Below are 23,243 nucleotides of genomic sequence, written 5' to 3'. Positions count from 1 at the left end.
GTGTGGTGCGGCCGAAGGTGGATGCGGCGGTGAATTTGCATGAGTTGACGCGTGGGTTGGATGTTCGGTTGTTTGTGTTGTATTCGTCGGCTGCTGGTGTGTTTGGTAATGCGGGGCAGGCGAATTACGCGGCGGCGAACACGTTCCTGGATGCGTTGGCTGCGTATCGGCGTGCGCATGGCCTTCCCGCCACCTCCCTCGCCTGGGGCCTCTGGGAGGAGGCCAGCGGAATGACCGGTCACCTCGGAGCGGCCGAACTCAACCGCATGGCAAGCAGCGGATTCCTGCCGCTCTCCAACGCCGACGGCCTCGCGGCATTCGATGTCGCCTGTTCGGTGGATGAGGGCCTGGTGGTTGCGGCGCGGTTGGATGTGGCGGGGTTGCGGCGGCGTGCGGAGCGGGAGGGTGTGGTTCCGGGGTTGTTGCGTGGGTTGGTGCGGGTGTCGGGTCGGCGTGCGGTCGAGCGGGCGGGTGCTGGTGCGGGTGGTGCGGGCGGGCAGTTGGCCCGGGTGGTGGCGGCGTTGGGCACGGCCGGGGAGCGGGAGCGTCACGTCGTCGACGTCGTGCGCGGTCACGTCGCGGCGGTCCTCGGGCATGGGTCCGCGCAGTCGATCGCGGCGGATCGGGCGTTCAAGGATCTCGGGTTCGATTCGCTGACGGCGGTGGAGCTGCGGAACCGGTTGAACGCGGAGACAGGTCTGCGGCTGCCGGCGGGTGTGGTGTTCGACTACCCGACCCCGGCCGCGTTGGGCGCCTTCGTCCTGGGCCAGGTCTGGACCGACCACGACGACCAGTCCGGTGACGTCACGGTGGCTGGCGGCCGTCCGGCGGTGTCCGGTTCGGTTGTGGCGGTGGACGAGCCGATCGCGATCGTCGGGATGGCGTGCCGGTTCCCGGGCGGGGTGGCCTCGCCGGAGGATCTGTGGCGGCTGGTCGAGGAGGGCGTGGACGCCATCGGTGGTTTCCCGACCGATCGTGGTTGGGACCTGGACAACCTCTACGACCCCGACCCCGGCGCGCACGGGAAGAGCTATGCCCGTGAGGGTGGCTTCCTCTATGACGCGGCGGACTTCGATCCGCAGCTGTTCGGGATCAGCCCACGCGAAGCCCTCGCGATGGACCCCCAGCAACGCCTCCTCCTCGAAAGCGCCTGGGAAGCACTCGAAAGCGCCGGACTCCCGCCGACGTCCCTCCGGGGCAGCAGGACCGGTGTGTTCGCCGGCATGGTGTCCGCCGACTACGCCTCCCGGCTGAACGAGATCCCCGAGGACGTCGAGGGCTACCTCGGCCTCGGCAACGCCTCCAGCGTCGCCTCCGGCCGCTTGGCCTACACCTTCGGGCTCGAAGGTCCCGCCGTCACCGTCGACACCGCCTGCTCCTCGGCCCTCGTCGCCCTGCACCTGGCCTCCCAGGCGCTGCGGCAGGACGAGTGCAGCCTCGCCCTGGTCGGCGGCGTGGCGGTCATGCCCTCGCCGTACATGTTCGTCGAGTTCAGCCGGCAGCGCGGGCTCGCGCCCGACAGCCGCTGCAAGACGTTCGCGGCGGGCGCGGACGGCACCGCGTGGAGCGAGGGCGTCGGCGTCCTCGTCGTCGAGCGGCTGTCGGACGCGCAGCGCAACGGCCACCACGTCCTGGCCGTCGTCCGCGGCTCCGGCACCAACCAGGACGGCGCCAGCAACGGTCTGACCGCGCCGAACGGCCCCTCCCAGCAGCGCGTCATCCGCCAGGCCCTGGCCAACGCCGGCCTGACGGCCGGTGACATCGACGCCGTCGAGGCCCACGGCACCGGCACCCCGCTGGGCGACCTCATCGAGGCGCAGGCCCTGATCGCCACCTACGGCCAGGACCGGCCGGAGGACCGGCCGCTGTGGCTCGGCTCGGTGAAGTCGAACATCGGCCACACCCAGGCCGCCTCCGGCATCGCCGGCGTCATCAAGATGGTGATGGCCATGCGCCAGGGCGTGCTGCCGCGCAGCCTCCACCTCGACGAGCCGTCGCCGCAGGTGGAGTGGGAGACCAGCGGCGTCGCGCTGCTGACCGGGGCGCAGGAGTGGGACGCAGCCGACGACCGGCCGCGCCGTGCCGGCGTGTCGTCGTTCGGCATCAGCGGCACCAACGCCCACGTGATCCTCGAACAGGCCCCGGCCCAGCCGGACGCCACCACCGCCGGCGCCGGAACCGCCGCCGGCACCGGAACCAGCAGCCCGAACGCCCCCGCCCTCGCCGCCGCGCCGACCCTGGCGGTCACGCCGTGGCCGGTGTCGGCCAAGACCGCGGCCGCGCTGCGTTCCCAGGCCGAGCGCCTGGCGGCGTTCGCGGAGCACGCCGGCCAGGCGGGAACCGGCGCCTGGCTCGCCGACGTCGGGTACTCGCTCGCCGCCACCCGGTCCGCTCTCGAACACCGCGCCCTCGTCCTCGCCGAGGACCAGGCGGGCGTCGAGCGCGCGCTGACGGCGCTCGCCTCGGGCGGCAGCGCCCCCGAACTCGTCCAGGGCAGCACCGAGGCCGTGGCCGGCGGCGTCGCGTTCCTCTTCACCGGCCAGGGCAGCCAGCGCCTCGGGATGGGCCGCGAACTGGCCGCCGCCCACCCCGTCTTCGCCGAAGCCCTCGACGCCGTGTGCGACGAGCTCGACCAGCACCTCGAGCGGCCGATCCGCGAGCTGATGCACGCGACGCCGGGCACCCCGGACGCCGAGCTGCTGCACCAGACCGCCTACACGCAGCCCGCCCTGTTCGCCATCGAGGTGGCGCTCTTCCGCCTGGTCGAGCGCTGGGGCGTGCGCCCCGACTTCGTGGCGGGCCACTCCATCGGCGAGCTGGCCGCGGCCCACGTCGCCGGCGTCCTCTCGCTGGCCGACGCCGCGGCGCTGGTCGCCGCCCGCGGCCGGCTCATGCAGGCGCTGCCCGAGGGCGGTGCCATGGTCGCGATCCAGGCGGCCGAGGACGAGGTCCTCGAAACGCTGGCCGGCCGCGAGGAGACCGTCAGCATCGCCGCGATCAACGGCCCCGCGTCCCTCGTGATCGCCGGTGACGCCGACGCCGTCACGGAGGTCGCCGAGGAGTGGCGCTCCCGCGGGCGGAAGACCAAGCGGCTGAAGGTCAGCCACGCCTTCCACTCGCACCACATGGACGGGATGCTGGAGGAGTTCGGCGCCCTCGCGCGCGGGCTGACCTTCCACGAGCCGCGCGTGCCCGTCGTCTCCAACGTCCACGGCTCGGCCATCTCGGCGGACGAGCTGTGCTCGCCGGAGTACTGGGTGCGGCACGTCCGCCAGCCCGTCCGCTTCCTCGACGGCGTGCGGTGGCTGCGCGCCCAGGGCGTCACGACGTTCCTCGAACTCGGCCCCGACGGCACGCTCACCGCGATGGCGCACGACTGCCTCGCGGGCGGCGACGCCGACGGCGCCACCGGTACCGAGGCCGCGAGCGGCTCCACCGCACTGCTCACGCCCGCGCTCCGCGACGACCAGCCGGAGACGACCGCGCTGCTGCGTGCCCTCGCCGAGTTGCACGTCCACGGCGTGACGGTCGACTGGACCGTCCCGTACGCGGGGACCGGCGCGCGGACCGTGCCGCTGCCCACGTACCCGTTCCAGCGCGAGCGCTACTGGCTCCAGGCGCCGCCCGTTCCGTCCGCGCCCGAGGCCGGGTCCGCGGTGCCGGACTCCGTGGAGGCCCGGTTCTGGGAGGCCGTCGAGAGCGGCGACCTCCGGGACCTCGCCGGAACGCTCGGCCTCGACCTGCCCACGGGCGACGGCGGCGCCGAGGAGTCCGGTGCCCTGCTGCCGGCGCTCGCCTCCTGGCGACGCAGGCAGCGCGACCGCTCCACGATCGACGGCTGGCGGTACCGCGTCGAGTGGAAGCCGGTCAGCGAGCTGCCGACGGCGCCGCTCACCGGGACGTGGCTCATCGTCCTGCCGGTGGGGCTCGACGTGGACGCCGCGACGGACGCAGCCGCGGACGGCTCGACGGGCACCGTCGACGCCGCCGCGGAGGCCGCCGGGTGGACCGCCGCGTCGCTGCGCGCCCTGCGCGAGCGCGGCGCCCGCCTCGCACCGGTCGTCGTCGACCACGACGAGGCGTCCGACAAGGTCGACAACGTCGGCGACGAGGGCCACGACGGCGCCCTCGACCGGCTCGACCGGATCGTGAGGCTGCTCACCGACGCCGCCGCCGACGCCCCGGCCGACGCCCCGATCACCGGCGTGCTGTCCTTCCTGTCGCTCGCCGAGGGAGCGCTGTCCGCCCACCCGGCCGTGCCGGCCGGTCTCGGCGGGACGCTCGACCTGATGCGCGCCCTGGTGCGCTCCGGCCTCGACGCCCCGCTGTGGTGCGTGACCCGCACCGCGGTCCCCGTCACCCCCACCGAGCGGATCGCCAGCCCCGACCTCGCCCAGCTGTGGGGCCTCGGCCGCACCTTCGGCCTCGAACACCCGCGGCTGTGGGGCGGCCTGGCCGACCTGCCGGCCGCCGTCGACACCGCGACCGCCGGCCGCCTCGCCGACGTCCTGGCCAACACGGCGGGCGAGGACGAGTGCGCCGTCCGCCCCGCCGGCGTCTTCCTGCGCAGGCTCGCCCGCGCGCCGCTGGCGGACACGGTGACCCCGGCCGACACGGTGACCTCGGCCGACACGGCAGCCCTCGCCGCGGGCGAGGCCGATGCCCTTGCCGTTGCCGACGCCGCCGTCGAGGGCTCCGCCGGCCGTGACACGGCCCGGGCCGCGACCCCCACCGGTTGGCGCCCCTCCGGCACCGTCCTGGTGACCGGCGGCACCGGCGGCATCGGTGCCCACGTCGCGCGCTGGCTCGCCCGCACCGGCGCCGAGCACCTCGTCCTCACCAGCCGGCGCGGCTCCGCAGCCCCCGGCGCCGCCGAGCTGTCCGCCGAACTCTCCGCCCTCGGCGCCCATGTGACCGTCACCGCCTGCGACGTCGCCGACCGCGACGCCGTCGCGGCCCTCCTCGCGAGCCTGCTCCCCGAGGACGGCACGGACACCGGCCAGCCGCCGCTGACCGCCGTCGTCCACGCCGCGGGCGTCGGCCAGTTCACCCCCGTCGCCGACATGGAACGCGGCGAGCTGAACGACATGCTCGCCGCCAAGGTGTCCGGCGCCAGCCACCTCGACGAGCTGCTCGCCGAGCACCCGCTCGACGCGTTCGTCCTCTTCTCCTCCATCTCCGGCATCTGGGGAAGCGGCAGCCAGAGCGCCTACGCCGCGGCCAACGCCCACCTCGACGCCCTGGCAGCCCACCGCCGCGCCCGCGGCCTGGCCGCCACCGCCGTCTCCTGGGGCGTGTGGGCCGACGGCGGCATGGTCGCCGCCGACATGAGCGACCACATGCGCAGGCGCGGCATCCGCCCGATGGACCCGGCGCTCGCCATCGCCGCGCTCCAGCTGGCCCTCGACCAGGGCGACGCCACCGTCACCGTCGCGGACATCGACTGGGAACGGTTCGTCCCCGCGTTCACGCTGATGCGCCCGAGCGCCCTCCTGGCCGACCTCCCCGACGCGCGCCGCCACCTGGAGCAGCCCGACACCTCCGAGCGGCCCGCCGCGCCGCGCGACTCCGACCTCGTCCGTCGCCTGGCCGCGCTGCCCGCCGCCGAGCAGCACCAGCTGCTGACCGGCATCGTCCTCACCGAGGTCGCCGCCGTCCTCGGCCATGCCTCCACCGACCGGATCGAGGGCAGCCAGACCTTCAAGGACCTCGGCTTCAGCTCGCTGTCCGCCGTCGAACTGCGCAACAAGCTCAACGCCGTGACCGGCCTGTCCCTGCCCGCCACCATGGTGTTCGACTACCCGACGCCGGGAGCCCTCGCCGGCTTCCTGCGCGGCGAACTCCTCGGCACCGGCCAGGACTCCGCCGCCCCGGCGGCGCGGACCGACGCGACGGCCGCCGGCACCGACGGGTGGGAGGCCGCGACCCGCGAGCCGATCGCCATCGTCGCCATGGCCTGCCGCTACCCCGGCGGCGTCGAGTCCCCCGAGGACCTGTGGCGCCTGATCCGCGACGGCGACGACGCCATCACCTCCTTCCCGACCGACCGCGGCTGGGACGTCGACGCGCTCTACGACGTCGAGGCCGAACGCCCCGGCACCTCCTACGTGCGCGAGGGCGGCTTCCTCGCCGGGGTCGCCGAGTTCGACGCCGCGTTCTTCGGCATCTCGCCGCGCGAGGCGCTGGCGATGGACCCGCAGCAGCGGCTCCTGCTGGAGACGTCCTGGCACACCCTGGAGCGGGCGGGCATCGACCCGCACACGCTGCGCGGCAGCGACACGGGCGTCTTCATCGGCTCCAACCTCCAGGACTACGGCACGCTGCTGCACCAGGCCGGTGAACTCGCCGAGGGCTACGGCGCCACCGGCAGCGCCGCCGCCGTCGCCTCCGGCCGCATCGCCTACGCCCTGGGTCTCGAGGGCCCGGCGGTGACGGTGGACACGGCCTGCTCCTCGTCGCTCGTCGCCCTGCACCTGGCCGTGCAGGCGCTGCGGAACAACGAGTGCGACATGGCCCTGACCGGCGGCGTCACCGTCATGTCGACGCCCGGCGCGTTCGTCGAGTTCAGCAAGCAGCGCGGCCTGGCCCGCGACGGCCGCTGCCGCGCCTTCGCCGACGGCACCGAGGGCACCGGCTGGGGCGAGGGCGTCGGCATGCTGCTGCTGGAGCGGCTCTCCGACGCGCGACGCAACGGCCACCGCGTCCTCGCGGTCGTCTCCGGCTCCGCCACCAACCAGGACGGCGCATCCAACGGCCTGACCGCGCCGAACGGCCCGTCGCAGCAGCGCGTGATCCGCCAGGCCCTGGCCAACGCCGGCCTGACGACCGCGGACGTCGACGCCGTCGAGGCCCACGGCACCGGCACCCCGCTGGGCGACCCGATCGAGGCGCAGGCCCTGATCGCCACCTACGGCCAGGACCGGCCGTCGGGCCGGCCGCTGTGGCTCGGCTCGGTGAAGTCGAACATCGGCCACACCCAGGCCGCCGGCGGCGTCGCGGGCGTCATCAAGATGGTGATGGCGATGCGCGAGGGCGTCCTGCCGCGCACCCTGCACGCCGAGCAGCCCTCCTCGCACGTCGACTGGTCCGCCGGCACCGTCCGCGTGCTGACCGAGGAGCGGGAGTGGCAGGCCGACGGCCGCCCGCGCCGCGCCGGCGTCTCCGCCTTCGGCATGTCCGGCACCAACGCCCACGTGATCGTGGAGCAGCCGCCCGCCGACGTCGAGGCCGCGGCCGACAGCCCGCGGATCCTGTCCGGCGAGGCCGCGCTGCCCGGTTCGCCGCTGGTGCCCTGGCTGCTCTCGGCGCGCAGCGCCGCGGCCCTGGCGGGGCAGGCGGAGCGGCTGGCCGAGACGGCGGGCGAACTCGACGCCGTCGACGTGGGCTGGGGTCTGTTGTCGTCGCGGTCGGTGTTGGAGCACCGGGCCGTGGTGTGGGGCGCCGAGGCGTCGGAGCTGGTCGCTGGGCTTGGCGCGCTGACGAACGGCCAGGCCGCGGCCAACGCGGCGCGTGGTGTCGCGTCGGCCGAGTCCGGTGTGGTGTTCGTGTTCCCGGGCCAGGGGTCGCAGTGGATCGGCATGGGGCGTGGGCTGTTGGAGACCTCCCCGGTCTTCGCGGCACGGATCGCCGCGTGTGAGGCGGCGCTCGCGCCGTTCGTCGACTGGTCGCTGAGCGAGGTGCTGGCGTCGGACGACGACGGCTGGCTGGAGCAGGTCGACGTCGTGCAGCCCGTGCTCTGGGCGGTGATGGTGTCGTTGGCGGCCGTGTGGGAGTCGGTGGGCGTGCGCCCGTCGGCCGTCATCGGCCACTCCCAGGGTGAGATCGCGGCCGCCGTCGTCGCCGGAGGGCTGACGGTCGAGGACGGCGCCAGGGTCGTCGCGCTCCGCTCGGCCGCCATCCGCGCGATCGCCGGCCAGGGCGGCATGGTGTCCCTGGCCACCGGCTCCCAGCGGACAGAGGAGCTGCTGTCCTCCGCCGGTGTGGGGGAGCGGGTGTCGGTGGCGGCGTTCAACGGTCCCTCGGCGACGGTGGTGGCGGGTGACGCGGAGGCGTTGGAGACGCTGATGGCCGCCGCCGAGGCGGCCGACGTCCGGGCACGGCGCGTTCCCGTGGACTACGCCTCGCACTCCGCACACGTGGAGGCGATCGAGGGCCGGCTGGCGGAGGTGTTGGCGCCGGTGCGTCCGGTCGCCTCCCGGGTTCCGCTGATCTCCGCGGTGACGGGCGAGACGCTCGACACGTCCGGCATGGACGCCGCCTACTGGTACCGGAACCTGCGTCAGCCGGTCCGGTTCGCGACCGCCGTCGAGGCCGCTCTCGCCGAGGGCCACCGCCGCTTCGTCGAGGTCAGCGCGCACCCCGTGCTGACGATGAGCGTGCAGGCCATCGCCGAGGAGACGCTGGACAGCCCGGCCATCGCGGTCGGCACCCTCCGCCGCGCCGAGGACGAGACGAACCGGCTGCTGGCCAACGCCGCCGAGCTGTGGGTCAACGGCACCACCGTTGACTGGTCCACCTTCTACGCCGGCCGCGCCGTCCAGCGCGTCGACCTGCCGACCTACGCCTTCCAGCGGCAGCACTACTGGATCGAACCCGCCGCCGCCTCCGAGGCCGACGGCGACACCACCGCCACCCGCGCCGACTCCGCCGAGGCCGCGTTCTGGCAGGCCGTCGAACGGGAGGACGTCGACGCGCTGTCGCAGACCCTCGCCCTCGACGGCGAGCACGACCGCTGGCAGACGATCCTCCCCGAACTCGCCTCCTGGCGACGGCAGCGGCACTCGCTGACCACCGTCGAGAGCTGGCGCTACCGCGTCGCCTGGACGCCCCTGCCCGACGGCCGCAACCCCGACCTCACCGGCACCTGGCTCCTCGTCACCCCCGAGGAGACGACCGAGACCGGCTACGACTGGACCCGCGCGCTCCGCGACGGCCTGGCCGCCCACGGCGCCACCGTCACCCACCTCCCGGTGCCGGCCGACGCCGTCGCCGACCGCGAGGCCCTGACCGTGCTGCTGCGGGCCGCGACCAGCACCGGGAACCAGACCGGGGACCAGACGGGCGAGCAGCCAGGCGGGCGGGCCATCCCCGTCGCCGGCATCGTCTCGACCCTCGCGACGGCCACCGCCGCGACGGCCGCCACCCAGGCCGACCCCTCCTACTCCGCCGGCCTCCCCGCCACCATGGCCCTCATCCAGGCCACGGGCGACGCCGGCATCACCGGCCGCCTGTGGTGCCTCACCGACGGCGCGGTCTCCATCGGCAACGGCGACCCCGTCCGCGACGACACCCAGGCCATGGTCTGGGGCCTCGGCCGCGTCGCCGCCCTCGAACACCCCGAGCGCTGGGGCGGCATGATCGACCTGCCCGCCACGGCCCCCGACGACCGCGCCCTCACCCGGCTCTGCCACGTGCTCGCCGGACTCGACGGCGGCGAGGACCAGATCGCGCTGCGCACCGGCATCTTCGCCCGCCGCCTGCGCCGCGCCCCCCACGCCGTCGCGCCCACGGGCCAGCCCGAGCCGCTGACCGGACCGGCCCTGATCACCGGCGGCACCGGCGCCGTCGGCGCCCACCTCGCCCGCCACCTGGTGGACCGGGGCACCCGGCGCCTGGTCCTGACCAGCCGCCGCGGCATCGACGCGCCCGGCGCCTCCGACCTCGTGCGCGAGCTGGAGGAACGGGGAGCCGAGGTCACCGTCGCCGCCTGCGACACGGCCGACCGCGAGGCCCTCGCCCGACTCGTCGCCGACATGGCGGCCGAGGGCACCCCGTTCCGCGCCGTCTTCCACGCCGCCGGCATGGGCACGACCGTCACGCTGAACGACGCCACCCCCGAGGCGCTCACCGAGGCAACCAGCGCCAAGGCCGCCGGCGCCGCCCACCTCGACGAGCTGTTCGGCGACGACTCCGACCTCGAAGCCTTCGTCCTCTTCTCCTCCGGCGCCGCGATCTGGGGCGGCCGCGGCCAGGGCCCCTACGGAGCGGCCAACGCCCGCCTCGACGCCCTGGCGCAGCGCCGCCGCGCCCGCGGCCTGCCGGCCACCTCCGTCGCCTGGGGCCTGTGGGACGAGGGCGGCATGGGCAGCGGCGAAGGCGGCGCCCAGCTCCGCAGGCGCGGCCTGTCGCCGATGGAACCGCGACTGGCCCTCCAGGCGCTGGAGTTCGCCATCCGCGACGAGCAGCCCGACCTCGTCGTCGCCGACATCGACTGGTCCCGCTTCGTCGTCGGCTACACCGCCGCGCGCCGCAGCCCGCTGCTCAGCGACATCCCCGAGGCACGGCGCGCCGCAGAGGAGGCCGACACCGTCGCCGAGGGCGTCGACAGCGAACTGGCGGAACGCCTGGCGTCCGCCTCTCCGGCCGAACGGACCGTCATCCTGCGCGACATGGTGCGCGACCAGGCCGCCGTCGTCCTCGGCCACGCCGACGCCGACGCGATCGACGCCGACCGCGCGTTCCGCGACCTCGGCTTCGACTCGCTCACCGCCGTCGAGTTGCGGAACAAGCTGAGCGCGGCGACCGGCCTGCGGCTGCCCGCCACCCTCGTCTTCGACTACCCGACCCCGGAGGTCCTCGCCGACCACCTGCGGACCTCGCTGCTCGGCGACGACACCACCACCGCCGACACGGCCGACCCGCGGGCCGGCGAACACACAGCCGTCCCCGCCACCACCGAGGACGAGCCGATCGCGATCGTGGCCATGGCGTGCCGCTACCCCGGCGGCGTCACCAGCCCCGCCGAGCTGTGGCGCCTGGTCGCCTCCGGCACCGACGCCATGTCCGAGTTCCCGACCGACCGCGACTGGGACCTGGACGCCCTGTTCGCCACGGACCCCGACCGCCTCGGCACCAGCCGCACCCGCCACGGCGGCTTCGTCCACGACGCGGGCGACTTCGACCCGGCGTTCTTCGGACTCAGCCCCCGCGAGGCCCTCACCATGGATCCGCAGCAGCGGCTGGTGCTGGAGACCTCCTGGGAGGCCATCGAACGGGCCGGGATCAACCCCGAGACGCTGCGCGGCAGCAAGACCGCCGTCTTCGCCGGCGTCGTCGGTCACGACTACAACCAGCGCCTCCAGCAGGAGACGAAGGAGGTCGAGGGCTTCCGGGTGACCGGCAGCTCGGCCGCCGTCATCTCCGGCCGGGTCGCGTACACCCTCGGCCTCGAAGGGCCGGCGATCACCATCGACACCGCCTGCTCCTCGTCGCTGGTCGCGATCCACCTGGCCGCCCGCTCCCTCAACAACGGCGAGTGCTCGCTGGCCCTGGCCGGCGGCGCCACCGTCATGGCCACGCCCAGCGCCTTCATCGAGTTCTCCCGCCAGGGCGGCCTGTCCGCCAACGGCCGGTGCCACTCGTTCGCCGCGTCGGCCGACGGCACCGGATGGGGCGAGGGCGCCGGCATGGTGCTGCTGGAACGCCTGTCCGACGCCCGGCGCAACGGACACCCGGTGCTCGCGGTGATCCGCGGCTCCGCCATCAACCAGGACGGTGCCTCCAACGGCCTGAGCGCCCCCAACGGCCCCTCGCAGGAGCGCGTCATCCGCGAGGCCCTCGGCAGCGCGCGGCTCACCCCCCGCGAGGTGGACGCCGTGGAAGCCCACGGCACCGCCACCACCCTGGGTGACCCGATCGAGGCCCAGGCGCTGCTGGCGACCTACGGGCAGGACCGGCCGGAGGGCCAGCCGCTGTGGCTCGGGTCCCTGAAGTCGAACATCGGCCACACGCAGGGCGCCGCGGGCGTCGGCGGCGTCATCAAGATGGTCATGGCGATGCGGGAGGGCGTGCTGCCGCCCACGCTGCACGTGGACCAGCCGACGCCGCACGTCGACTGGTCGGCCGGCGAGGTCGAGCTGCTGACGGAGGCGCGGGACTGGCCGGAGCACGACGGCGGCCGTCCACGGCGCGCGGGCGTCTCGGCGTTCGGCGTGTCCGGCACGAACGCGCACGTGATCCTGGAGCAGGCGCCGGAGGACGCGGTGCCGGGTCCGGTGGTCCTGCCGGGTGAGGCGCTGCCGACCGTTCCGTGGGTGGTTTCTGCCCGGAGTGGTGAGGCGTTGGCGGCGCAGGCCGGGCGCCTGGCGGACGCTGCGGGTGGGCTGGACGCGGTGGATGTGGGTTGGTCGTTGGTGTCGGGTCGGGCTGAGCTGTCGCACCGTGCGGTGGTGTGGGGCCGGGACGGCGAGGAGTTGGTCGCGGCGCTGCGTGGGTTCGCCGACGGTGGTGGCGCGCGTGAGGCGGTGACCCAGGGTCGTCTGGCTGTGCTGTTCACGGGTCAGGGTGCGCAGCGGGCGCGGATGGGCGCTGGTTTGGCTGAGGCGTTCCCGGTGTTCGCTGAGGCGTTGGCGGAGGTGTGTGCGGGCTTTGAGGGTCTGCTGCCGCGTTCGCTCGCGGAGGTGCTGACGGCTGAGCCGGGCAGTGAGACGGCTGCTCTGCTGGATCAGACGGTGTTCACGCAGGCTGGTTTGTTCGCGGTGGAGGTGGCGGCGTGGCGGCTGGCGGAGTCGTTCGGTGTCCGTCCGGACTTCGTGGCGGGTCACTCGATTGGTGAGATCGTCGCCGCGCATGTGGCTGGGGTGTTCGATCTGTCGGACGCCTGTCGTCTCGTCGCCGCGCGCGGGTCGTTGATGCAGGCGTTGCCGGCGGGTGGCGGGATGCTGTCGGTCCAGGCGAGTGTCGAGCAGGTGCGTGGCGTGCTCGACACGGTCGCGGATGTCGACATTGCGGCCGTCAACGGCCCGGCCTCCGTCGTGGTGGCGGGCCCGGTGGAGGCGCTGGATGCGGTCGCGGAGCGCTTTGTCGAGGACGGGGTGAAGACGCGTCGCCTGAGCGTGTCGCACGCGTTCCACTCCCGTCTGATGGAGCCGATGCTGGCCGAGTTCGGTCAGGTCGCGGGTGAGATCACCTTCCACGCGCCGCGCATTCCGTTGGTGTCGAACGTGACCGGTGAGGTCGTCGACATGGAGGTCACCGAGGCGGACTACTGGGTGCGGCATGTGCGGGAGGCGGTGCGGTTCGCCGACGGTGTCACCGCCCTTCGCCGCGCCGGGGTGTCGACGTTCCTGGAACTCGGCCCCGACGCCACGTTGACCGCGATGGGCGCCGAATGCCTGGAGGACGGGGACACGACCGCCGCGTTCGTGGCGTCGGCCCGCCGGGACAGGGACGAGGTGGAGATCTTCACCACCGCCCTCTCCCGCCTGTGGCAGCGCGGCGTCCCCGTCGACTGGCGTACGGCCTTCGCCGGCCGTGCCGTCCAGCGTGTCGACCTGCCCACCTACGCCTTCCAACGCCAGCGCTACTGGCTGCGCCCCGCCGTCACCACCGGCGACCCCGCCGGCCTGGGGCTCGCGCCCGCCGGGCACCCGCTGCTCGGCGCCGCCGTGCGGCTCGCGGCCGGCGATGGCGCGATGCTGACCGGGCGCCTCTCGCTGCGGACCCACCCGTGGCTGGCCGACCACGCCATCGGCGGCACGGTCCTCTTCCCCGGCACCGGCTTCGTCGAGCTGGCCGTCCGCGCGGGCGACGAGGTCGGCTGCGCGCAGCTGCGCGAACTGACGCTGCAGGCGCCCCTCGCGCTCCCCGAGCAGGGCGGCGTCGCGTTGCAGGTCACGGTCGGCTCGCCCGACGACGACGGCCTGCGGGAGCTGCGCGTCTACTCCCGTCCCGAGCACGCCGCCGCGGACGACGCCTGGACCTGCCACGCCGAGGGCCTCCTCGCGCCCGAGGGAGCGGCGACGACCGCCACCGACCTGGTGGTCTGGCCGCCGTCCGGCGCCGAAGCGGTCGACGTCTCCGAGCTGTACCCGGCCGCCGCCGCGACCGGCTACGGCTACGGCCCCGTCTTCCAGGGCCTGCGCGCCGCCTGGCGGCGCGACGGCGAGGTCTTCGCCGAGGTCGCGCTGCCCGAGGCGGAGGAGGGCCAGGCCGGCCGCTACGGCATCCACCCCGCCCTCCTCGACGCCGTGCTGCACGCCGGCCGGTTCATCGAGACCGAGGGCAACGCGCTGCGCCTGCCGTTCACGTGGAACGAGGTCACCCTCCACGCCACCGGCTCCAACCGTGTGCGTGTCGCACTCAGCGCGGCGGCCGGCTCCGAGGCCCTGACCGTCACCGTCACCGACACGGCCGGCCAGCCGGTCCTCACGGCGGAGTCGCTCGCCTTCCGCGTCATCTCGCGGGACCAGCTGACCTCCGCGTCGGCGGCCACCGACAAGCTGTACCGCCTGGACTGGACGCCGCTGCCCGAGGCCGGCACCACGGACGACGAGGTTCCCGCGTTCACGACGTGGGCCACGCTGGGCGCCGACCCGCTCTCGATCGGCGCCGCCCTCCAGTACGCCGACATGATGGTGAGCACCTACGAGAACCTGGAGAACCTCACCGCCACGCTCGACGCGGGCATCCCCGCGCCCGAGGTGGTGCTGCTGACGCCCATCGCGCCCAAGCGCACCCAGGACGACCGGGCGTCGGCCGCGCACCGCGCGACTCGGGCGACGCTCGCCGCCGTCCAGACGTGGCTGGCCGATCCCAGGCTGGCCGACACGCGGCTGGTCGTCGTCACCGGCGGCGCCGTCGGCACCGCCGCGGGCGAGGACGTCACCGACCTGGCGGGGGCGCCCGTCTGGGGGCTGATGCGCAGCGCCCAGACGGAGAACCCCGACCGCTTCCTGCTGGTCGACGTCGACGGCAGGGTCGGCACGGCCGACGAGTCGCTCGTCGAGGCGGTGGCCCGCGCCGTGGCCGAGGGCGAGCCGCAGGTCGCGATCCGCGGCCGCGACGTCCTGGCCCCGCGCGTCGCCCCCCACGGCGCCCGGCGCCCCGCCAGCCTCACCGGTGCCGGCGCTCCCGGTGCCACCGGCGCCGCGACCCAGGAGCCGACGGCCGAGGACCTCGCGGAACGGCGGGACCGGCTGGCCGCCGGCACCGTGCTCGTCACCGGCGGCACCGGCGCCCTCGGCGCCCTCGTCGCCCGCCACCTGGTGTCCGCCCACGGCGTGCGCCGCCTGGTCCTGACGAGCAGGCGTGGCCCGTCCACACCCGGCGCCGACGACCTCGTCACCGAACTGTCCGCCGCCGGCGCCCACGTCGAGGTGGTGGCCTGCGACGCCGCGGACCGCGACGCGCTGGCCGCGCTGCTGGCCGCCATCCCGGCGGACCAGCCCCTCACCGGCGTCTACCACACGGCCGGCGTCGTCAACGACGGCGTCTGCGCCGCCCTCACCACCGAGCAGCTGACGCAGGTCATGCGGCCGAAGGTCGACGCCGCGCTCAACCTCCACGAGCTGACCGAGGGACACGACCTCGCAGCCTTCGTCCTCTTCTCCTCGATCGCCGGCGTGCTCGGCGGCGCGGGACAGGGCAACTACGCCGCGGCCAACACCTTCCTCGACGCGCTGGCCCACCACCGCAGGGCCATGGGCCGGGCGGCCACCTCGATCGCGTGGGGACTGTGGGCGCACACCGGCGGCATGGCCGGCGCCCTCAGCCAGGGCGAGCGGGACCGCATCACCCAGTCCGGCATCGAGCCGCTGACCGCCGAGACCGGCCTGACCCTGCTCGACGCCGCCGACACCAGCGGCGAGGCGCTCGTGCTGGCCGCCGCGATCGCCAGGACCACCCTGCGCGACATCGCCCAGGCCGGACTCCTGCCGCCCATGCTGCGGGACATCACGCCGAAGCCCGCGGGCGCTGGCCGCCCCGCGAGCACCGGCGCCGGAGGCGGTGCGCGAGGCGCGGAGCAGGCCGGGACGAGCATGGCCCAGCGGATCGCCGGCCTCACCGCCGAGCAGCGGACCACGTTCTTCGTCGACCTGGTCGCCCACCACGTGGCCACCGCCCTCGGCTACGGCACGTCGCAGACCGTCGACCCGGCTCGCGAGTTCGCCGAACTCGGCTTCGACTCGCTGACCGCCGTCGAACTCCGCAACGGCCTCAGCGGCGCCACCGGGCTCCGGCTGCCCGCCACGCTGGTCTTCGACTACCCGAACCCGGCAGCGCTCGCCGCCTACCTCGACGACCAGTTCGAGCCGGCCGACGGCGACGGAGGCGCCGCCCAGCCGGCGGCCTTCGCCGACCTCGAACGGCTCCAGGCGGCCCTCACCGCCGCGCCACTGGACGACGACAGCCGTGTGCGCATGGTCAAGCAGCTCCAGTCCCTGCTGTGGAAGCTCGACACCGACCGCCCCGCGGACGACGCCGAACCCGGCACCGAGAGCGAAGCGCCGTCGATCGACGCGGCCAGCGACGAAGACCTGTTCGACATGATCAACAAAGAGCTCGGCCTCGGCTGAGCCGCCTTACTCCTCACCCCTGTTGCCCCACCACGACCGTCCTGGGAGACGAGGCTCAATGCCCAGCAACGAAGAGAAGCTCCGCGAATACCTCAAGCTGGTGACGGCTGACCTGAAGGAGACCCGTCAGCGCCTTCAGATCACCGAGGCGAGGAACAGCGAGCCGATCGCGATTGTCGGGATGGCCTGTCGTTTCCCCGGCGGCGCCACCACCCCAGAGGAGCTGTGGCGCCTGGTGCGCGACGGGGTCGACGCGGTCGGCGACTTCCCCGACGACCGCGGCTGGAACCTGGAGGAGCTCTTCCACCCGGACCCCGACCACTCCGGTACCAGCTACGCCGACCAGGGCGGCTTCCTCTACGACGCCGCCGAGTTCGACGCCGACTTCTTCGGCATCTCGCCGCGCGAGGCGCTGGCGATGGACCCGCAGCAGCGGCTCCTGCTGGAGACGGCCTGGGAGGCGTTCGAGCGCGCCGGCATCGCGCCCACCTCGCTGAAGGGGCACAGCACGGGCGTCTTCGTCGGCGGCGCCCACTTCGGGTACATCGACATGCTGCACGTGCCGGAGAGCGCCGAGGGCTTCTCGATGACCGGCGTCGCCACGAGCATCCTCTCCGGCCGCGTGTCGTACACGTTCGGTCTTGAGGGTCCGGCGGTGACGGTGGACACGGCGTGTTCGTCGTCGCTGGTCGCCCTCCACCTGGCGGCGCAGGCGCTGCGCAACGGCGAGTGCGAGATGGCGCTCGCGGGCGGCGTCACCGTGCTGCCGAGCCCCGGCGTCTTCGTGGAGTTCAGCCGGCAGCGTGGACTCGCGGCCGACGGGCGGTGCAAGCCGTTCGCGGCGGCGGCCGACGGCACTGGCTGGGCCGAGGGCATCGGCCTGCTGCTGGTGGAGCGGCTGTCGGACGCCCGGCGCAAGGGCCACGAGGTCCTCGCCGTGCTGCGGGGGTCGGCCGTGAACCAGGACGGCGCGTCCAACGGTCTGACGGCGCCGAACGGCCCGTCGCAGCAGCGCGTCATCCGGCAGGCGCTGGACAACGCCCGGCTGACCACCGAGGACGTGGACGCGGTGGAGGCGCACGGGACGGGAACCTCGCTGGGTGACCCGATCGAGGCGCAGGCGCTGCTGGCGACCTACGGTCAGGACCGGTCGGAGGACCGGCCGTTGTGGTTGGGGTCGATCAAGTCGAACATCGGTCACACGCAGGCGGCTGCGGGTGTCGCGGGTGTCATCAAGATGGTGATGGCGCTGCGGGAGGGTGTGCTGCCCCCCACCCTCCACGTCGAGGCGCCGACGCCGCACGTCGACTGGTCGGCGGGCGCCGTGACGCTGGTGACGGAGGCGCGGGAGTGGCCGACGACGGACGACCGGCCGCGCCGCGCGGGCGTGTCGGCGTTCGGCGTGTCCGGGACGAACGCGCACGTGATCCTGGAGCAGGCGCCGGTTGAGGACGGTGCGGTGCCGGGTGAGCTCGTGCTGCCGGGTGAGGCGCTGCCGACCGTTCCGTGGGTGGTTTCTGCCCGGAGCGCGGACGCGCTTGCCGCCCAGGCCGGGCGGCTCGTGGAGTCCGTCGCGGGGTTGGACGCGGTGGATGTGGGTTGGTCGTTGGTGTCGGGGCGGGCTGAGCTGTCGCATCGTGCGGTGGTGTGGGGCCGGGACGGCGAGGAGTTGCTGGCCGGGCTGTGGTCGGTCGCGGACGGCGCGCCGGTGGGTGGTGTGGTCGAGGGGCGTCTGGCGGTTCTGTTCACGGGTCAGGGTGCGCAGCGGGCGCGGATGGGCGCGGGGCTTGCGGCTGGGTTCCCGGTGTTTGCTGAGGCGCTTGCCGAGGTGTGTGCGGGCTTTGACGGGCTGTTGCCGCGTCCGTTGGCTGAGGTGTTGGGCGCGGAGCCGGGTAGTGAGACGGCTGCTCTGCTGGATCAGACGGTGTTCGCGCAGGCTGGTTTGTTCGCGGTGGAGGTGGCGGCGTGGCGGCTGGCGGAGTCGTTCGGTGTCCGTCCGGACTTCGTCGCGGGTCATTCGATTGGTGAGATCGTCGCCGCGCATGTGGCGGGGGTTTTCGATCTGGCGGATGCGTGCCGGCTGGTGGCTGCGCGTGGTTCGTTGATGCAGGCGTTGCCTGCGGGTGGCGGGATGCTGTCGGTCCAGGCCACCCTCGACCAGGTCCGCGAGACGCTCGACACGGTCGCGGATGTCGACATCGCGGCCGTCAACGGCCCGATATCGGTGGTCCTCGCGGGCCCGGTGGAGGCGCTGGATGCGGTCGCGGAGCGGTTCGGCCAGGACGGGGTGAAGACGCGTCGCCTGAGCGTGTCGCACGCGTTCCACTCTCATTTGATGGAGCCGATGCTGGCCGAGTTCGGTCAGGTCGCGGGTGAGATCACCTTCCACACGCCCCGTGTTCCGTTGGTGTCGAACGTGACCGGTGAGGTCGTCGACATGGAGGTCACCGAGGCCGAGTACTGGGTGCGGCATGTGCGGGAGGCGGTGCGGTTCGCCGACGGTGTCACCGCCCTTCGCCGTGCCGGGGTGTCGACGTTCCTGGAGCTGGGCCCCGACGCAACGCTGACCGCGATGGGTGCCGAGTGCCTGGAGGACGGGGACACGACCGCCGCGTTCGTGCCCTCCACCCGTCGGGACCGGGACGAGGTGGAGATCTTCACCACCGCCCTCTCTCGCCTGTGGCAGCGCGGCGTCACGATCGACTGGCGTACGGCGTTCGCCGGCCGTACCGTGCGGCGGGCGTCGTTGCCCACCTACGCCTTCCAGCGCCAGCGCTACTGGCTGGAGCACGAGGCCATCGGAGACCCGGCGACCGTCGGCCAGAGCGCGGCCGGCCACCCGCTGCTCGGCGCCACCGTCAGCCTCGCCGCCGCGGGCGGCGTCGTCCTCACCGGCCGACTCTCCCTGAACACACACCCCTGGCTCGCCGACCACGCCGTCGGCGGCACGGTCCTCTTCCCCGGCACCGGCTTCGTCGAACTCGCCATCCGCGCCGGAGACGAGGCGGGCTGCGCCCGGCTGAGCGAGTTGACGTTGCAGGCGCCGCTCGTGCTGCCCGAACGGGGCGGGGTCCAGGTCCAGGTGATCGTCGGCGTCCCCGACGAGTCGGGTCAGCGCGAGCTGCGGATCTACTCCCGCCCGGAGCAGGCGGCCGACGACGAGGCATGGGTCTGCCACGCCGAAGGCGCGCTCGACCGGGACCACGCGCAGGCCGACACCGCGCCGACCACCACCGCGTTCGACGCCACCGCCTGGCCGCCCCCCGGCGCCGAGACGGTCGACGTCACCGGCTTCTACCCCGCCGCCGCCGACGCCGGCTACGGCTACGGCCCCGTCTTCCAGGGCCTGGCCGCCGCATGGCGGCGCGGCGACGAGGTCTTCGCCGAGGTCGCGCTGCCCGAGAGCGCACAGCCCCAGGCGTCCCGCTACGGCATCCACCCCGCCCTCCTCGACGCCGTTCTCCACGCCGGCCGGCTCGCCGCCGAGACCGGCAGCGACGCCGACGCGGACGCTGCCGCCCTTCGCCTGCCGTTCTCCTGGTCGGGTGTCTCACTGGCGGCGGTGGGTGCCGAGGCGGTACGGGTGCGGCTCACGCCCGCCGGCGGCCCGGACGCCGTCAGCATCCAGATCGTCGACGGCGCGGGGCAGCCGGTCATGAACGTCGCGTCCCTCGTGACGCGTCCCGTGACGGCCAACCAGCTCACCTCCGCCTCCGCCGCCACGCGCGACTCCCTCTTCCGCCTGGACTGGCAGCCGACCACCGCGAAGCACGAGCCGGCGCCCTCGACCCAGTGGGCCGTTCTGGGCGCCGACACCCTCGCGCTCGGCGTCCCGGCCCACCCGACCGTCGAGGCGCTGACGGACACCACCGCCAGCGGCGCGGAGCCTCCCTCCGTCGCGATCCTCGTCGCGGAGGCAGCCGGAGCCGCCGGGGCGGCCGGTGCCGACGGGACGGCCGCGTCCGTCGAGAGCCTGGTGCTCCACGCGCTGGGCGTCGTCAGGTCGTGGCTCGACGAGCCCGCGCTCGTCGACTCCACCCTCGTCGTCGTCACGCGCGGCGCCGTGGCCGCCCACCCGGGCGAGCCCGTGGCCGACCCGGCCGCCGCCGCCGTGTGGGGTCTCCTGCGCTCCGCCCAGTCCGAGAACCCCGGACGGTTCGTGCTGGTCGACCTCGACCTCGACCCCACCGCCGATCCCACCGCCGGCCTCACCGCGGCGCTCGCCTCCGGCGAACCCCAACTCGCCGTCCGCGACGATGAGGTCCTCGCACCCCGTCTCGTGCGCGCCGACGCCGCGGCGCCCTACGACGCCGCGGGACGCGGCGACTACGAGGGCACCGTCCTCGTCACCGGCGGCACCGGCACCCTCGGCGCCATGCTGGCGCGCCACCTCGTCGCCGAGCACGGCGTGACCTCCCTCGTCCTCACCAGCCGCCAGGGCCCCGACGCGGCCGGCGCCGCCGACCTCGCCGCCGAACTGGAGCAGGCCGGAGCGACCGTGCGCGTCGCGGCCTGCGACGCCGCCGACCGCGAGCAACTCGCCGCCGTCCTCCACGCGATCCCCGCCGAACAGCCCCTGAGGGCCGTGATCCACGCGGCCGGCCTCCTCGACGACGGCGTGATCGGAGCGCTGACCGACGAGCAGGTCCGACGCGTGCTCCGCCCCAAGGTGGACGCGGCCGTCAACCTCCACGAGCTGACCCGCGACGCCGACCTCCGCTTCTTCGTGCTCTACTCCTCGGCCGCCGGCGTCTTCGGCGGCCCCGGCCAGGCGAACTACGCCGCCGCGAACGCCTTCCTCGACGCGCTCGCCGCGCACCGCCGCGCCCTCGGCCTGCCCGGCCTGTCGCTCGCCTGGGGCCTGTGGGAGCAGAACGGCGGCATGACCGGCCAGCTGGACGAGCAGAACCGCGCGCGGATGTCGCAGAGCGGCCTGCTCACCCTCTCCCGGGACCACGGGCTCGAACTGCTGGACACGGCGCTGGACGCCGCCGCCCTCGGCGACAGCGATGACGCCGTGCTGGTCCCCGCCCGCCTCGACCTGCCGGTGCTGCGGGCCCGCGCCGCCGACAGTGGCGTCCCACCCCTGCTCTCCGCGCTCGTCACCCGCACACCCGGCCGCCGTACGGCGGAGGGCGCGAACGCCGCCGGCGCCGGAACGCCCCTCGCCAGCCGCCTCGCCGGCATGGAGGACAGCGAGCGCGAACGCTTCGTGCTCGACCTGGTCCGCACCCACGTCGCGGCCGTCCTCGGCCACGTCGACGCGCTGGCCGTCGACGCCGAACGTTCCTTCAAGGACCTCGGCTTCGACTCCCTCACCGCCGTGGAACTCCGCAACCGCCTGACCATGGCCACCGGGTTGCGCCTGCCGGCCACGCTCGTCTTCGACCACCCGACCCCCACCGCGCTCGCCTCGTTCGTCCGCGACGAGGTCACGGGCGGCGAGGCGGGCGCCCCGGCCACCCTGCCACTGGCGACCGTCACCGACGAGCCGATCGCGATCGTCGGCATGGCCTGCCGGTACCCGGGCGGGGTCGCCTCGCCCGAGGACCTGTGGCGGCTGGTGAGCACCGGCACCGACGCCATCGGTGGCTTCCCCGGGGACCGTGGCTGGGACGTGGAGGGCCTCTACGACCCGGAGCCGGGCGTGCCGGGCAAGAGCTACACGCGGGAGGGCGGCTTCCTCTACGACGCGGCGGAGTTCGACGCCGACTTCTTCGGGGTCTCGCCGCGTGAGGCGCTGGCGATGGACCCGCAGCAGCGGCTGCTGCTGGAGGCGTCGTGGGAGGCGTTCGAGCGGGCCGGCATCCCGGCGGAGACAATGCGCGGCAGCCGGACCGGCGTGTTCGCCGGCGTGATGTACCACGAGTACGCCAGCCGCCTGAACCAGGTCCCCGAGGACGTCGAGGGGTTCCTGGGCACGGGCAACTCCGGCAGCATCCTGTCCGGACGCCTGGCCTACACGTTCGGGCTCGAAGGCCCGGCGGTGACGGTGGACACGGCGTGTTCGTCGTCGCTGGTGGCCCTGCACCTGGCGGCGCAGGCGCTGCGACAGGGCGAGTGCGACATGGCGCTCGCGGGTGGCGTGACGGTGATGCCGACGGCTGGGACGTTCGTGGAGTTCAGCCGGCAGCGTGGGTTGTCGGCGGACGGCCGGTGCAAGTCGTTCGCGTCGGCGGCCGACGGGACGGGCTGGGGTGAGGGCGTCGGCGTTCTGCTGGTGGAGCGTCTGTCGGACGCGCGGCGGAACGGGCACCGGGTGTTGGCGGTGGTGCGGGGTTCGGCGATCAACCAGGACGGTGCGTCGAACGGTTTGACGGCGCCCAGCGGGCCGTCGCAGCAGCGGGTGATCCGGCAGGCGTTGAGCAGTGCCGGTCTGTCGACGGCTGATGTCGACGCTGTCGAGGCGCACGGCACGGGCACGACCCTGGGTGACCCGATCGAGGCGCAGGCGCTGCTGGCGACGTACGGGCAGGGCCGGTCGGAGGACCGGCCGCTGTGGCTGGGGTCGATCAAGTCGAACATCGGTCACACGCAGGCGGCGGCGGGTGTGGCGGGCGTCATCAAGATGGTGATGGCGATGCGGGCGGGCGTGCTGCCGCCGACGCTGCACGTGGACGAGCCGTCGGAGCACGTGGACTGGTCGGCGGGCGCGGTGGAGCTGCTGACGCGGGGCCGGGAGTGGCCGGAGACGGATGACCGTCCGCGTCGGGCGGGTGTGTCGTCGTTCGGTATCAGTGGCACGAACGCGCACGTGGTCATCGAGGAGGCGCCGGCGGAGGAGACGGCATCCGGCCCTGTGGTCCTGCCGGGCGATCGGCTGCCGACCGTTCCGTGGGTGATCTCTGCCCGGAGCGCGGACGCGCTTGCCGCCCAGGCCGGGCGCCTCGCGGAGGCGGCGGCTGAGCTGGACGCGGTGGATGTGGGTTGGTCGTTGGTGTCGGGTCG

2 protein-coding genes (1 of these 2 running past the window's edge) are annotated in these 23,243 nt (G+C 74.4%); both read left to right on the top strand.

The genetic code is table 11. The features are described from left to right. Positions 1-16,295: type I polyketide synthase (locus ACTWP5_RS27805; RefSeq protein WP_443223900.1), on the top strand; the 16,295-nt coding region annotated here is incomplete at its 5' end. Between the two features lie 58 nt (positions 16,296-16,353). Continuing rightward, a protein-coding gene (locus tag ACTWP5_RS27800; RefSeq protein ID WP_443223899.1) for an SDR family NAD(P)-dependent oxidoreductase crosses the window boundary here: on the top strand, positions 16,354-23,243 show its 5' portion. It continues 22,291 nt past the right edge of the window; only the first 6,890 of its 29,181 coding nucleotides appear in the window; it begins with the start codon at positions 16,354-16,356; its stop codon lies off the right edge, out of view.

Origin of the sequence: Streptomyces sp. 4N509B (assembly GCF_052245655.1) — a bacterium.
Lineage (GTDB): Bacteria > Actinomycetota > Actinomycetes > Streptomycetales > Streptomycetaceae > Streptomyces.
Note: the sequence above shows the minus strand (reverse complement) of the source record. Positions and strands in the feature narration are given on the sequence as shown.